This is a genomic window from Streptomyces sp. NPDC054863 (genome assembly GCF_053610825.1).
The window spans coordinates 21,270-34,712 of the sequence record NZ_JBSGZD010000003.1 but is presented as its reverse complement, the minus strand read 5'-3'; the positions used below and the strand labels follow the sequence as shown (position 1 = coordinate 34,712).

The window sequence follows — 13,443 nt, the reverse complement described above, 5'->3', positions numbered from 1 at the left end:
CCTGGTCCGCCGCGGGTCCGGGGCGAGGGGGTTCCGTGGACGTGGGCTCCTTGAGCCTGGGCTCCCTGGGCCTGGGCTCCCTGGACATGACCACCGTCAGGCGGCGGGCTTCCCGGGCTGGTCGTGGGTCGAGCAGTGGATGCCACCGCCGCCGGAGGCGATGGTGTCGATCCTCACCTGGACGACGTCGCGCTCGGGGAAGTGCTCCTGGAGGATGCCGCGGGCCCTGTCGTCGGCCTTCCGGTCGCCGAACTTCGGCATGAAGACGGAGTCGTTGGCGACGTAGAAGTTGGCGTACGTCGAAACGAAGTCGTCGCCCTCGCCCGTGATCCGGTCGAGGTCGGGCTGCGGCAGGTCGATGATCTCGAACTTCCGTCCCCGTGCGTCGGTGGCCCCGCTCAGCACCGAGCGGGCCTGGTCGGCCGAGCGGGACCAGGAGTCGGGGGGCGTGCCGGGGAACGCCTGGTCCAGGAGGACGACACCGGGCGCGGTGAACCGTACGAGACTGTCGACGTGCGCGTCCGTGATGTCCTGCCCGCGCACGCCTGCCAGCCAGACGACCTTCTGCACGCCGAGGGTCTCGATGAGCTCCTGCTCGATCCGGTCCCGGTTCTTCCCGCGGTTGCGGTTGTCGTTGACGATCGAGCTCTCGGTGATCAGAAGGGTGCCCTCGCCGTCGGTCTCGAAGGAGCCGCCCTCGGCGACGAGCGGCGCCTGGACGCGCGGGATGCCGTACTTGGCCGACAGGGCGCGGCCGACCTCGGCGTCGTGGGTGTGCTGCTGCTTGTTGCCCCAGCCGTTGAAGTTGAAGTCGACGCCGACGACCTTGCCGCCGTCCTCCACGAAGACGGGGACGGTGTCGCGGGCCCACAGGTCGTCGACGGGGAGGTCGATGACCTCGACCTCCGAGCCGCACGCCTTCTGGGCCGCCTTCCGCTGGTCCGGGCGGGCCATCATCACGACCGCCTCGTACTCACCGACCGCCCGTGCGATGCGGGCGATGTCCTCCCGTACGTAGGGGAGGTCGTCCTCCCAGACGGATTCGAGGGCGGGCCAGGCCATGAACGTACGGGTGTGGCTGTCCCACTCGGCGCCGAAGCGGCGCTCGCCGTCCGCGGCCGGGGAGCCGCTCGCGCGGGCGCCCTGCGTGGAGCCCTCAGGACGGGCGCCCTGCGCGGAGCCCTCGGGGCCGCAGGCCGTGGCACCGAGGGCGAGGGCGCCGCCGACACCGGCGAAAACACGCAGGGTCGTACGGCGGGAGGGGGAAAAGAGGGACATGGGGGGCTCCGATGAGGAGTGAGGAGTGAGGAGCGAGGAGTGGGGGGTGGGCCGGAACGACGCCACTGTGACACTGACTGAATTTTCAGTCAAACTCCGGAGCACGTTTCGGGGCACATTTCGGACACATGGCGTCGCATCGCATCGCCTCGGAGCGCATGAGGGGCGTCGCATCGCCCCGGATAGGGTTTACGGCATGGCGTCTCGTAGTACTCAGATCCTTGAAGCGGCTGCCCGGGTGATCGCCCGGCGCGGGGTCCGCGGGCTCCGCGTGGAGGAACTGGCCACCGAGGCCGGGGTCTCCACCGGCCTGATCTACTACCACTTCAAGGACCGCACCGGCATCCTGCGCCACACGCTGGAATTCATCAACGACCGCGCCGAGAGGTACACCGCGGCCCAGGACCCGGACGCCGAGCCGCTCGACCCGCGCGAAGAGCTGGAGCAGGTCCTCCTGCTGGAGCTCCAGGACACCCCGGAGGTACGGGAGAACAGCTCAGCCTGGGGCGAGCTCCAGGCCAGCGCCGTCTTCGACCCCATCCTGCGGGAGGATCTCGCGAGGGCGACGCTGGTGTGGGTGCAGGAGGTGGCCGCACTGCTCGGGCAGGTGCGGCCCATGGCGTCGGCGGCGGCGCTGGCCTCGGCGGCGGAGCGGCTCACCGCGCTCCTCCAGGGGCTGAGCATGCGCTGGCTGTGCGGCAGCCTCGACATCGACCACGCGCAGACCCTCGTACGGGAGGCGATCGGGGTCGAGCTGGCGGGGCTGCGGCACCTGTAGGGCGGTGACCGGCCCCCCGGGTAGTTGCCGGGCGAGCTTGCGCAGACGCCCGCTCATGACTGAATTTTCAGTCAGCACCATGATGAGCACTCTCCGGCCCTCTCCGCCCGCAGGGGGCGAAAGGAACAGCCTCATCTGCCCGCGCCCGGGGTCGGGCCGCCCTGCGGGTCCCCGTTCCCGTCGCTGTCACGGCCACGGTCACCCTCGCGCTCGCTGTCGTCGGCGCGGAGCGTGACCATCACCTCGGCGGCCAGGGCGGGCAGCGGCCGGCCGCTGGCGAAGGCGCGGGCCCGCAGCCTGGCCAGGGCTTCTTCGGCGCTGATGTCCATCCGTTCCATCAGCACGCCGACGGCCCGGTGGGTGGCGCCCCAGTGCGCGTCCAGCACCTCGGCCGGCTGCCACCCGGGAAGCCAGCCCTCGCAGGCGTGGGCACGGCTGCTGTTCAGCAGCACCTCAAGCGCCGCTCCGGCCGCCGCGAGGGCCTGGTCGACGGCGCGCGCGTTCATACGGCGGGGCTCGAAGCCGATCAGGTCCACCGATCCCACCGCCGGGGCGACGCCGAGGGGGAAGCCGTGGATGGACCCGACCTGCGGCAGGTCCTCCCGCAGCCGGGATCCGAAGACGGGCCACCGGCCGACCTGCGCGCGCACGTCGTCCCACAGCACCGGCACGCCCTGTGCGGACGCCGTCATGCACGGTCCCTCGGCGGTCTCGAACTGCAACTCCTCCAGCCGCACCGCCACCGGCCCCGTAGCGGCCAGCAACTGGCGGTCCGGCGTATGCGTGGCCAGGGACAGCGTGACTCCGTCCGCTCCCAGTGCCCCGCCCAGCGCGAGCGCGAGCCGCTGGGGCAGCCCCGCGAAGTCTCCGTCCGCCGCCGCTCGCACACGGCGCGCCGCACGCGATCCCGGCACGCCCCTCACCTCCTGGTGCGGCCCCGCGTCCGGCACGCGGAGCTGTCATTGGTATCCGTACCCCGTGGCAGGGACACCACCCCGCCCAGGGAAACGCGGCCCCAGGAGGGAGGACCAGGCCGGGTGGCTAGGCCGGGGCGGGGGTCCCGGTGGACGCTTCGCCGCGGTCCGCCTCGGCTCCCGTTTCGGCTTCCGCTCCCGGGGTTCCATGGTCGCCCGATTCCGGCAGTTCCGCCGGTTCACCCTGTTCACCCGGATCACCGAGCTGGGCCCGTACGTAGTTCCAGATCACCGCGGTCACCGCTGCTGCCGGTACGGCGAGCAGGCTGCCGACCACTCCGGCCAGGTTTCCGCCCAGCACCACCACCATCAGGACCACCGCCGCATGCAGGCCGAGCCCGCGGCTCTGGATCATGGGCTGGAAGACATTGCCCTCCAACTGCTGCACCACGACGATGATCGCGAGGACGATCAGCGCGTCCGTCGGTCCGTTCGACACCCACGCGATGAGCACCGCGACGAAGCCGGCGAAGAAGGCGCCCACGATCGGCACGAACGCGGACACGAAGGTCAGCACTGCCAGCGGCAGCACCAGCGGCACACCCAGGATCCACAGACCGATGCCGATGAGGACGGCGTCGAGCAGACCGACGATCGCCTGGGAACGGACGAACGTACCCAGCGTGGCCCAGCAGCGCGCGGCCACGACCGGCACGTCGGTGGCGAACCGGCCGGGGAGCTGTCCGGTGAGCCACGGCAGGAAGCGCGGGCCGTCCTTGAGGAAGAAGAACATCAGGAAGAGCGCCAGCACCGCGGTGACCAGGCTGTTCACCACCGTGCTCACGCCCGTGCCGAAGACGGTGACCACGCTGCCGACGCTGTGCTGCAGCCGCTCGACCGCCGCGTCGAGGACGCCGGTGAGCTGGTCGTCACCGATGTTCAGCGGCGGCCCGGAGGCCCACTCGCGCAACTGCTGGAGACCCGCGACCACTCCGTCGGTCAACTGGCCGGACTCGGACGCGACCGGCACCGCGATCAGCGCCAGGATGCCCACGAAGAGCAGGAGGAAGAGCACCGTGACCAGTGAGGCGGCCGGTGCGGGACGCCACCCGTGCGCGCGCAGGAATCGGACCGGCGGCCAGGTCAGCGTGGTGAGGAACAGGGCCACGACGACCGGCCAGACCACCGCCCACATCTGCCCCAGCAGCCACAGGGTCACCGCGGCCATCACAAGGACCAGCAGTGCGTCGACAGATATGCGTGCCGTCCGCCGGAGCGCGTCCGTAGATTTAGCAGAACTCAACATGTCGGACATTCTGCCAGCCCCATCCCTCTCAGCTCCCCCAGCCGCAACTCCCGTGACACGAGCGGGAGTTGACCTGACGCTGGAGGGAGGCGCTCAGGGTGTGCGTCAGTCACCGACGGTATAGGTGTCCTTCACCTTCACCTCCGTGACCCCACGGCCCTCGGGGAAGACCTTGTGCCAGTCGCCGATCACGTGGAGCTCGTCGGTGCCCATGGCCCGTACGACGTGCAGGCCTTCGTCATGGGCCTTGAGGGCCTTCATCCAGAGGTTGGCGAATGCCTGGGAGCGGATGAGGTGCATCCAGTCCGGGCGGTACAGCTCCCGGTTGTAGTTCGACTCCCCCATCGTGGAGACGAACTTCGAGTACATCGCCTTCACGTACTCCAGCGTCACCCCGTCGTCCTCGGCGAGCGCCGTGTCCCGGGCCTCCTTGAGTGCGACGCGGAACTTCTCCAGCAGGCCCTCCGTCGCACCCGAGGTGTACGACTCGTGGATCTCGGGCGGCGCGCAGAGCCGGTGCTTGGGACCCGAGAGGCGCAGGAGGAGGCGCAGCGTCGGCTCGGTGACCCAGAGCGGGCCGGGCTCGTCGCGGTTGCCGATGGGGTTCGGCAGGACGTCCTCGTGCTCCCACTCCGGCGGGGTGATCAGGTGGACCCCGGCGCGGCGGCGGTCGAACTCGAAGCCGGTGGAGTGTTCCAGCTGGCCGAGCGGGAGGTGGGTCTTCAGGGCGGAGAGGTACGCGCCGTTCATGTCGAGCGCGGTCACCTCGTGGGCACCGGCGGGGAGTTCGCGGCGGGTCCACTTCGGGCGCGCTTCCCAGATCTGGTCCGCACCCTTGGAGGTCTGCTTGCGCAGTACGTCCGGGATCCACGGGTGGGCGACGACGTCGTACCGGCCGCCCTTGCGGGTCTCGTCGAGGAGCCGCATCGCGTCGGGGATCGCCCGCTTCAGCAGCGCGGCGGTGGCGTCGTCGACGTCGCCCCCGTGGTCGGCGAGGGCCTCCTGCACGGCGTGGGTGATGAGGTCGCCGGGCCCGGACTCGTCCTGGAAGGCGCGGCCACGGGGCGGCTTCCGCGCCGTGGACCGCGAGGCCGGGCGGCCCGTACGCGCAGGCTTCCCGGTCGGTTCCTTGCGTACGGGAGCGGGAGCGACCTCCGTAGCGGGTTCGGGCCGAACGGGGGCCTGGGCGGGGGCGGTTGAGGCCTCGGCCCGGCAGTCGGCGGGGTCCAGGTGCTGCGCGAAGCCGTCCATCCGGTGCAGGGCGGGACGCCCGCAGAGGACGCACGGCTCGGGGGCGGCCAGGATCTCGACGTCCCCGTCGGCGTCCTGGTCGGGTGCGGCCGGGGCGGTGTCTTCGCGGTCCGGTACGGGATCCGGGAGGTCCGGCACTGGATCCGGGAGGTCCGGCACGGAATCCGAGAGGTCCGGTACGGGATCCGGGTGGGCGTACAGCTCCTCGGTGCTCGCCGCCCCCTCGGCGCTCTCCGGCTCCTTGCTACTCTCCTGCTCCTCGGCGGCCTCCGTCACCCCGGTCCCGAGCTTGTCCCGCAGTCTGTCGAGCAGGTACGCGTACTTCGTACGGGCCTCGCCGACCGGGTCGCGCCCCGACTCCCAGCCGCTGACGGTGCTGGGGCTGACGCCGAGGGCCCTGGCGAACTGGGCCTTGGAGAGGTGGGCGCGTTCGCGCAGGTCCCGCCGTACTTCCGGGTCGGGCAGCGCGGCGGGCGGGGCGACGGCGGAGAGCAGCGAGTCGATCGCGTCGAAGCGGGAGTCGGGGCCGGAGCCGGGGTCGGAGCTTGGGCCGGAGCCGGAGCCGGAGCTTGGGCCGGAGCCGGAGCTGAAGCCGGAGTCACTCATCGAGCCGCACCCTTCTTCTCCTTCGCGGTGCGGAGCCTGGCCGCGGGCAGGGCGTCGCAGGCCCTCGTCGGACCGTCCAGCAGATCCAGGGGGTGGACGCCGTAGTGGGCGGCGAGTGCGTCCACGTCGTCCAACTGCCACGAGGCGCTGCCGGACTGGCGGCGCGAGACCTGCGTCTGCGTCAGGCCGAGCACCGCTGCGACCCCCCGCTGCGAGTCGCCCGTCGCCTGCATCAGCGCGGCCACGGTCAGCCGCAGCGACTCCTCCAAGCTCATTCCCATGCCACGCAACCTATCAAGGCTGATGCGTCTTACGCATGGAACCCACCCGCCACGCGGGATGCTTGCACGAAACGGGATCAGCGCTTGTGGCGCTGCCCCCTGGCGAGCTGTTCGGTGACCTTGTCACCGCCGAGGCGGCGCTGGACGGCGGCGGCCAGGCCCGGTGCGGCGCCGCCGAGCAGGGCGGCCAGCCGCAGGCCCAGCGGGGCCACGTCCACTTCGGCGAGGTTCTGCTCGACGGCCCTCGCGGTCGCGCGTGCCACGTCCTTCGGCGCGCGGGTGCCGACTCCGCGGGGCAGGGTCGCGCCGGAGTCGGCGAACATGCCCGCGTCGCTGATGAAGCCGGGGAAGACGGTCGAGACGCCCACGTTGTGGGGCCGCATGTCCTCGCGGAGCGCGAGGGCGAAGCCGCGCATCCCGAACTTGGTGGCGTTGTAGAGGGAGGACTGCCCGGACGCGGCCTTGCCGGAGAGCGAGGAGATGAAGACCAGATGACCGCGGCGGCGGGCGGCCATGCGCTGTCCGGCCAGCTTGGCCATCACGATGGGAGCACGGAGGTTGACGTCGAGCGCGCGGTCGATCTCGTGGACGGAGAAGTCGTCGAGCAGACCCGTCGCGGGAAGTGCGGCGTTGGCGACGAGCACGTCGATCTCGCCCGCAGCGTCGAGCAGTTCTTCGACCGCGTTCCGGTCGGCCAGGTCCGCGGGGACGGCCCGGCCGCCCAGCTTCTCGGCCAACGGCTCCAGCAGGTCCTTGCGGCGCCCGGTGAGTACCACCTGGCTGCCGCGGGCGGCCAGCGCCACCGCCAGCGCCTGCCCGATCCCACCGGTAGCACCCGTCACCAGCACCCTCGCGCCTCGCAGCTCCATCCCCGGAGGATCCCAGCTCCGCCCGTACCGGGCCAGGCCCGCCTGCGCCATTCTCACCGGCCGAATCCAGGCCGTGCCCGTACAGCAGCCCTGTCCGCACAGGCCGTGCCCGTACCCGTGTACCCGTACCCGTACAGCAGTCGTGTCCGCACAGGCCGTATCCCGTGCAGGCCTCAGAAGCCGAACCTCCTTGCCCAGATGGTGTTCTCCCGGCCCCGGTGGAACACCGCCAGCCGGCCCGGGCCCGGGGACGCCGTCGCGGTGCCGCTCCAGGCATAGCCGCCGAGGGACTCCCAGCCGGACCAGCCGCGGCCCGCGTCGAACCACTTGTGGTAGACGGCGTGGTCGAGCCCCGTATGGAAGAGGTCGAGCCGTCCCGGGCCCCAACTTGCGGCCGATGGAGGGTCGTTGGTGATGCCGGCCAGGCTCTCCCAGCCCGACCAGCCGCGGCCCGCGTCGAACCACTTGTGCCAGATCGCCCGGTTGCCGAAGCCGACGCCGAACAGGTCGATGCGGCCGGGGGCCCAGCACGCAGCCGCGACCCCGCCGAAGAACTCGCCGCCCAGGTCCTCCCAGCCCGACCAGACCCCGTGGTCGTACCACTTGTGCCGCATCGCCAGGGTGCCGCCCCTGTTGCAGGCGAACAGGTCCATGCGCTGCGGGCCCCAGGAGCAGACCGCTATCGGGTGCTGGGACTGGCAGTCGAAGCGCTGGAAACCGGTCCACGGAGTGGCTTTGAGACCGTTGTAGCTGTTGTGGTAGCCGAAGTGGAAGAAGGCGTCGAGGTACTCCTGCCCCCTGGAGACGACCGCGGGCGGGACCCCGAGGGAGCCGGGCTGTCCCAGCGGCTTCCAGGGGGAGTTCACGTCGAAGGGCTGGGTCTTGTGGACGGGCAGGAAGTTCTCGCCGAGGGAGAAGAGGTCGATGCGGCCGTAGTTGCGGGCGCACGCCGAGGCGTAGCCCGTCACCCGGCCCGGCACCTCCCACCAGTCGGTCCAGCCGGCCATGGCGACCTCCCGTGCGCCCCGGCGCTGCGACACCAGCGCTTCGATCCATGGAGCCACGGCCGGGCCGGGTCCGCCAGCCCCGTGCGGGCGTACTTCCGCTGGTACACCCCGGACCGACGGCCGGACCGGAGCGCGGCAGGATTCGCGGGTACGGGTGAACGAGCACGCCACTGCTCACGCAACGAGCACGTCACTGCTCACGCCCGGTACGCCCCGCCCGCGGGCCGCTCAGGCCGGGTGTGTCGTGGATTTCAGGTACTGGGCGCGGATGCGGTGTTTGGCGAGTTTGCCGTTGGGGTCGCGGGGCAGTGCGGGGACGACGTCGATGGTGCGGGGGATCTTGAATCCCGCGAGTGTGGTGCGCAGGTCCTCCCGCAGTTGGACGGGGTCGAGTGCGGTGTCCGTCTCCGGCTGGACGAGCGCGTGCAGGCGTTCGCCGAATTCGGGGTCGGGGACTCCGAAGACGGCGCAGTCGAGGACGCCCGGGCGGCCGAGGAGCGCGGCCTCGATCTCGGCCGGGTAGATGTTGACTCCCCCGGAGATGACCATGTCGACGGCCCGGTCGCAGATGTAGAGGTAGCCGTCCTCGTCGAGGTACCCCATGTCGCCCACCGAGACGAGCTCGCCGAGGCCGATCTCCTCGCGGGCCCGCTCCCGGCCCCGGTAGGTGAAATCGGTGTGCGCGGGCTGCCGTACGTACAGGACGCCGACCTCGCCGGGCGCGCAGTCCTTGCCCTCCTCGTCGACGACCCGGATCTGCGCGTCACCGAGCGGACGTCCCACGCTGCCCGGCCGGGCGAGGGCCTCGAACGAGTCGATGACGGTGATGTAGCCGGTCTCGCTGGAGGCGTACGTCTCGTGCACTATCGGCCCGAGCCAGTCGATCAGGGCCTTCTTCACCTCCGGCGCGCACGGGGCTCCGGTCGAGCCGACGAAGCGCAGCGAGGACAGGTCGTAGCGGTCGCGGACCTCGCGCGGGAGCTTCAGCAGGCGTACGTACATGGTCGGTACGCAGTAGAGGGCGTCGATGCGGTGGCGTTCGACCAGGGCGAGGGTCTGCTCGGGGTCGAAGCGCGGGGCGATGACGAACAGGCCGGCGGCCAGGGCGGCGTACTGGGCGAACATGCTCGGGGCGCTGTGGTAGAGCGGCGCCGTCATCAGGGCGCGGCAGCCGGCCCGCAGGCCGTACACCTGCTCGACGACGGCGAGGGTGCGGCTGCGGAAGTCGTCGATCTCCTCCACCGGTACGGGCGCGCGGACCACTCCCTTGGGGCGGCCCGTGGTCCCGGACGTATAGGCCATGTGCGCACCGGGGGACACCAACGGGCCGCTGTAGTCGGCCTGTCGGGCGAGCCAGGATTCGTACGGGAGGGCCTGTCCGACGGATTTCCCGTCGCCCACCGCGAGGACGGTGAGTCCCTCGGGGAGTGCCGGCCGCGCCGCTTCGAGCAGGTCCGTGTGGCCGATGACCGCCTGGGCTCCGCAGTCCTCGACGATGTACGCGAGCTCGGCCGGGGTGAAGTGCCAGTTGAGCGGAGAGAAGTGGAACCCGCCGAGCCGGCAGGCGAGCATGACGTCGACGTACGCGGAGTCGTTGCGCAGCAGCACCGCGACCACGTCGCCCGCGCGCAGCCCCAGCTCGTACAGCCCGCCGGCCAGCTTCCTTGCACGGTCCTCCAGTTGGTGCGGCGACATCTCGTTGCCCTCGAAGCTGACGGTGGCGGTCATGGGAGTCCTCTCGTCCGTCGTCGAGCAGTTTCCGGTGGGTCCGGTGGGTCCGGTGGGTCCGGTGGGTCCGGTGGGTCCGGTGGGTCCGGTGGGTCCGGTGGGTCCGGTGGGTCCGGTGGGTCCGGTGGGTGTGCAGCCGGTGGATGCGCTGCGGGCCGGTGCCGGTGTGTGCGTGGGCGGTCATGTTAATTGCCACTTGCACACATGCACCACGGGCCGCATCACCCGGCCCCGGCCGCCCGCAGTCGCTCCGCCCACACACGGCAGCGCTCCGCCAGCTCGGGAGGGTCGAGCACCTCGAAGGCGTGTCCCAGCAGGAGTACGTGCATGAGGACGAGGTCGAGGTCGGCGGCGCCGCTGAGCACCTCGCAGGCCTCGCTCCCCCGCTCCCGTACGACGGCTGCCGATGCCGGAATCTGCGCGCGTACCTTCTCGGTCGGCGCGTGGACGAGGAAGCGCGCCCGGTGCGGGTAGACCCGGCTCGCCACGCCCTCCTGCACGTACGCCGCCGCGTCGGGCGCCGCGCGCGGGCGAAAGCGCCAGGCCCTCGCGGAGACCTCGGTCATCCGGTCGACGCGGAAGCTGCGCCAGTCGTCGCGGTCGAGGTCGTAGGCGAAGAGGTACCAGCGCCGGTCGGAGGCGACCAGCCGGTAGGGCTCGACCCGCCGTCGTCGCACCCCCTCCCCGGCCGGGTAGTCGAAGCCGGCCTCGACCTCGTCGCGGCAGGCCCGGGCCAGCGTCATGAGCACCTCGGGGCCGACCTGCGTACGGCCGCCGCCGAAGGACTCCACCGAGCCGGAGAGCGCGCGCACCTCGTGCCGCAGCCGGGTGGGCAGCACCTGGTCGAGCTTGCTCAGCGCCCGGAGCGCGGCGTCGCCCGCGCCCGCGACCGCGCCGCCGGCGCCGGCGAGCAGGGAGACCGCGGTGGCGATCGCCTCCTCGTCGTCGAGGAGCAGCGGCGGCAGTTCCTTCCCCGGGCCGAGCCGGTAGCCGCCGCCGACGCCCTGTCCGGCATGCACCGGATAGCCGAGCGTGCGCAGCCGCTCGACGTCGCGGCGCACCGTGCGCGACGTGACCCCGAGCCGGGCGGCGAGTTCGGGGCCCGTCCAGACCCGGCGCTGCTGCAGCAGCCCGAGCAGGGTCAGCACCCGCTCCGTCGTCCCGCGCTCGTCACCGCTCGCTGCGTCCATACGGCCCACCCTTTCAGGAATGGCGGACCGATCCTGTCCGCCTTCGATGTCACGGTGGATCCATGAACGCAACCGAACTCGACTGGAACCGGACACTGCGCGATCAGTGGGAGTTCCACTGGGACCATCAGATCAGGGCCCGCCTCGAAGGCCTCACCGACGACGAGTACTTCTGGTCGCCGGTGCCTGACGCCTGGAACGTCCGTCCGCGCGGCACCTCGACGGCGCCCGTGCAGGCCGGTGCCGGGGACTTCACGATCGACTTCGCCTTCCCGCAGCCGGACCCGGCACCGTTCACCACGATCGCCTGGCAACTCGGCCATGTCGTCGTCGGCGTGCTCGCCGCACGCAACGCGGCGCACTTCGGCGCGCCTGCGGTGTCGTACGAGGGCTGGGAGTACGCCGGCAGCGCGGCCACCGCGCTCGACCAGCTCAAGACCCAGCTCGACACCTGGCTGGCCGGGGTCCGCAGTCTCGGCGAGGCCGGGCTCCTGGTTCCGGTCGGCGAGAAGGAGCCCGCCTACCCCGGACTGGCCATGGCCGATCTCGTCCTGCACATCCACCGCGAGCTGATCCACCATCTGTCCGAGGTCTGTCTGCTGCGCGACCTCTACCTGCACACGCATCGCGCCGCGAATGCCACCACGAGTCCCGCCGCGCCCGCGACAGGTCACACCACGAACGGGGAGGAATCCCGATGAGCCGCCAGATCCAGGTCACCTTCGACGCCCACGACCCGCGTGCCCTGTCGTCCTTCTGGCGCGACGTACTGGGCTACGTCCACCCCGGCCCGCCCGGGGTCGACCTGCCCGAGGGCGCCGACCCCATTGCCGCGTGGGACGACTTCCTCGCCCGGATCGGCGTACCGGAGGACCGGCGCAACTCGAAATCGGCCATCGAGGACCCCGACGGGCACGGCCCCCGGGTGTTCTTCCAGCAGGTGCCGGAGGACAAGGTCGCCAAGAACCGCGTCCACCTCGACGTCCGCGCGGCCCCCGGGCTGCACGGCGACGAGCGGATGGCGGCGCTGGAGGCCGAGTGCGACCGGCTCGTCGCGCTGGGGGCGAAGCGGGTGCGCCGCGACGAGCCCGCTCCCCCGCTGAGCGCCGGCTTCCTCGTGATGACGGACCCCGAGGGCAACGAGTTCTGCCTGGACTGACGAGTTCTGCCCGGACTGACGGGGCCCGCCGGGACCGATGAGTTCCCACCGGTCCCCAGGTCTACCCATGGCAACGGAAAAACGTCACACCACACCACGCCAGAGGAGCCTGCCATGCCCGAAACAGAGACCCGCACCCTGTCCGTCCCCGGTGCCACGCTCACCTACGACATCCGTCGCGGCACCGGGGACGGCACGGAAGGCGGCGCCGTCCTGTTCCTGATCGGATCGCCCATGGACGCGAGCGGTTTCGCCACGCTGGCCTCCCACTTCACCGACCGTACGGTCCTCACCTACGACCCGCGGGGCGTGAGCCGCAGTACGCGCGACGACGGCGCGGCGGAGTCGACGCCGCAGGAGCACGCCGAGGACCTGCGGAGCATCATCGAGGCGGCCGGTGCCGGGGCGGTGGACATGTTCGCCAGCAGTGGCGGGGCGGTCAACGCGCTCGCCCTGGTCGCCCGGCACCCCGCGCTGGTGCGCACCCTCGTCGCGCACGAGCCGCCGACGGCCCAGGTGGTGCCGGACCGGGAGGTCGTGCTGGAGGTCTGTGCGGACATCCGCGCGACGTACCTGCGTGAGGGGTTCGGGCCCGGCATGGCGAAGTTCATCGCGATGGCGGGCCGGAAGGGCCTCTTCCCCGCCGACTGGGCCGACGAACCGGCCCCCTCCCCCGCCGACTTCGGTCTGCCGACCGAGGACGACGGCTCCCGCGACGACCCGCTGCTCGGTCAGAACATGCGCGGCTGCACCGGCTTCTCGCCCGACTTCGCCGCCCTGCGGGCCGCCTCGACCCGCATCGTGCTCGCGGCGGGTCAGGAGTCCGAGGGGGAGTTCACTGCCCGCGCCGCCGCGGCTGTCGCGGCGGAGCTGGGTACCGGGCCGGCCGTCTTCCCCAGCCACCACGGCGGCTTCCTGGGCGGGGAGTTCGGCCAGCAGGGGGCGCCCGAGGAGTTCGCGAAGACGTTGCGGCACGTGCTGGAGGGGGGCCGCTGAGAGAGCTGGGGAAAGGGCCGCTGGGAGTAGTGCCGGACGGAGGGCCGCTGAGCGCACCTGGCCCGCACCGGGCGCCCGCC

General features: G+C 71.7%; 13 protein-coding genes. 4 read left to right on the top strand and 9 right to left on the bottom strand.

Annotated features, from left to right (window positions below; genetic code table 11):
• Positions 1-96 precede the first annotated feature (96 nt).
• Positions 97-1,278 carry an agmatine deiminase family protein gene (locus ACWGIG_RS01275; protein WP_453319387.1) on the bottom strand — a complete coding sequence of 394 codons (1,182 nt, stop codon included), beginning with the start codon at positions 1,276-1,278 and terminating at the stop codon, positions 97-99.
• A gap of 196 nt (positions 1,279-1,474) precedes the next feature.
• On the opposite strand from ACWGIG_RS01275, the gene ACWGIG_RS01270 reads away from it, so the two are divergent.
• Positions 1,475-2,056, top strand: coding sequence for a TetR/AcrR family transcriptional regulator (locus ACWGIG_RS01270; protein ID WP_453319386.1), 582 nt, complete (start codon positions 1,475-1,477; stop codon positions 2,054-2,056).
• A 131-nt stretch (positions 2,057-2,187) separates the two neighbouring features.
• Here the strand turns inward: ACWGIG_RS01270 and ACWGIG_RS01265 are convergent, their stop codons facing one another.
• The 8 genes from ACWGIG_RS01265 to ACWGIG_RS01230 form a co-directional block, all read right to left on the bottom strand.
• The gene (locus tag ACWGIG_RS01265; RefSeq protein ID WP_453319385.1) at positions 2,188-2,970 is read right to left on the bottom strand and encodes an ANTAR domain-containing protein; all 783 of its coding nucleotides are present in this window, start codon (positions 2,968-2,970) and stop codon (positions 2,188-2,190) included.
• 127 nt (positions 2,971-3,097) lie between these two features.
• Complete coding sequence (locus ACWGIG_RS01260; protein WP_453319384.1) at positions 3,098-4,285, bottom strand: AI-2E family transporter; 1,188 nt, start codon at positions 4,283-4,285, stop codon at positions 3,098-3,100.
• 96 nt (positions 4,286-4,381) lie between these two features.
• Positions 4,382-6,133 (bottom strand): helix-turn-helix domain-containing protein, encoded by a 1,752-nt coding sequence (locus ACWGIG_RS01255; RefSeq protein ID WP_453319383.1) that lies wholly within the window; start codon positions 6,131-6,133, stop codon positions 4,382-4,384.
• The gene (locus ACWGIG_RS01250; RefSeq protein WP_453319382.1) at positions 6,130-6,414 is read right to left on the bottom strand and encodes a helix-turn-helix domain-containing protein; all 285 of its coding nucleotides are present in this window, start codon (positions 6,412-6,414) and stop codon (positions 6,130-6,132) included. The genes ACWGIG_RS01255 and ACWGIG_RS01250 overlap by 4 nt, the downstream gene beginning before the upstream one ends.
• A 77-nt stretch (positions 6,415-6,491) precedes the next feature.
• Complete coding sequence (locus ACWGIG_RS01245; RefSeq protein WP_453319381.1) at positions 6,492-7,283, bottom strand: SDR family NAD(P)-dependent oxidoreductase; 792 nt, start codon at positions 7,281-7,283, stop codon at positions 6,492-6,494.
• Positions 7,284-7,456: 173 nt separating this feature from the next.
• Positions 7,457-8,347: a hypothetical protein gene (locus tag ACWGIG_RS01240; protein ID WP_453319380.1), complete on the bottom strand. Its 891-nt coding sequence runs from the start codon at positions 8,345-8,347 to the stop codon at positions 7,457-7,459.
• Between the two features lie 171 nt (positions 8,348-8,518).
• Positions 8,519-10,018 (bottom strand): AMP-binding protein, encoded by a 1,500-nt coding sequence (locus tag ACWGIG_RS01235; protein WP_453319379.1) that lies wholly within the window; start codon positions 10,016-10,018, stop codon positions 8,519-8,521.
• Positions 10,019-10,239: 221 nt separating this feature from the next.
• Positions 10,240-11,208: a helix-turn-helix transcriptional regulator gene (locus ACWGIG_RS01230; protein WP_453319378.1), complete on the bottom strand. Its 969-nt coding sequence runs from the start codon at positions 11,206-11,208 to the stop codon at positions 10,240-10,242.
• A 62-nt stretch (positions 11,209-11,270) separates the two neighbouring features.
• On the opposite strand from ACWGIG_RS01230, the gene ACWGIG_RS01225 reads away from it, so the two are divergent.
• The 3 genes from ACWGIG_RS01225 (at position 11,271) to ACWGIG_RS01215 (ending at position 13,363) form a co-directional block, all read left to right on the top strand.
• Positions 11,271-11,909: a DinB family protein gene (locus ACWGIG_RS01225; protein WP_453319377.1), complete on the top strand. Its 639-nt coding sequence runs from the start codon at positions 11,271-11,273 to the stop codon at positions 11,907-11,909.
• Positions 11,906-12,367, top strand: coding sequence for a VOC family protein (locus ACWGIG_RS01220; RefSeq protein WP_453319376.1), 462 nt, complete (start codon positions 11,906-11,908; stop codon positions 12,365-12,367). The genes ACWGIG_RS01225 and ACWGIG_RS01220 overlap by 4 nt, the downstream gene beginning before the upstream one ends.
• Before the next feature lie 114 nt (positions 12,368-12,481).
• Positions 12,482-13,363: an alpha/beta fold hydrolase gene (locus tag ACWGIG_RS01215; protein WP_453319375.1), complete on the top strand. Its 882-nt coding sequence runs from the start codon at positions 12,482-12,484 to the stop codon at positions 13,361-13,363.
• Positions 13,364-13,443 lie beyond the last annotated feature (80 nt).

What these genes read in the sequence shown, in the direction of transcription:
- ACWGIG_RS01220 (WP_453319376.1), top strand. Translation starts at nt 11,906, where the DNA reads ATGAGCCGCCAGATCCAGGTCACCTTCGACGCCCACGACCCGCGTGCC.
- ACWGIG_RS01275 (WP_453319387.1), bottom strand. Translation starts at nt 1,278, where the DNA reads ATGTCCCTCTTTTCCCCCTCCCGCCGTACGACCCTGCGTGTTTTCGCC.
- ACWGIG_RS01245 (WP_453319381.1), bottom strand. Translation starts at nt 7,283, where the DNA reads ATGGAGCTGCGAGGCGCGAGGGTGCTGGTGACGGGTGCTACCGGTGGG.
- ACWGIG_RS01230 (WP_453319378.1), bottom strand. Translation starts at nt 11,208, where the DNA reads ATGGACGCAGCGAGCGGTGACGAGCGCGGGACGACGGAGCGGGTGCTG.
- ACWGIG_RS01255 (WP_453319383.1), bottom strand. Translation starts at nt 6,133, where the DNA reads ATGAGTGACTCCGGCTTCAGCTCCGGCTCCGGCCCAAGCTCCGGCTCC.
- ACWGIG_RS01235 (WP_453319379.1), bottom strand. Translation starts at nt 10,018, where the DNA reads ATGACCGCCACCGTCAGCTTCGAGGGCAACGAGATGTCGCCGCACCAA.
- ACWGIG_RS01260 (WP_453319384.1), bottom strand. Translation starts at nt 4,285, where the DNA reads ATGTCCGACATGTTGAGTTCTGCTAAATCTACGGACGCGCTCCGGCGG.
- ACWGIG_RS01250 (WP_453319382.1), bottom strand. Translation starts at nt 6,414, where the DNA reads ATGGGAATGAGCTTGGAGGAGTCGCTGCGGCTGACCGTGGCCGCGCTG.
- ACWGIG_RS01215 (WP_453319375.1), top strand. Translation starts at nt 12,482, where the DNA reads ATGCCCGAAACAGAGACCCGCACCCTGTCCGTCCCCGGTGCCACGCTC.
- ACWGIG_RS01270 (WP_453319386.1), top strand. Translation starts at nt 1,475, where the DNA reads ATGGCGTCTCGTAGTACTCAGATCCTTGAAGCGGCTGCCCGGGTGATC.
- ACWGIG_RS01225 (WP_453319377.1), top strand. Translation starts at nt 11,271, where the DNA reads ATGAACGCAACCGAACTCGACTGGAACCGGACACTGCGCGATCAGTGG.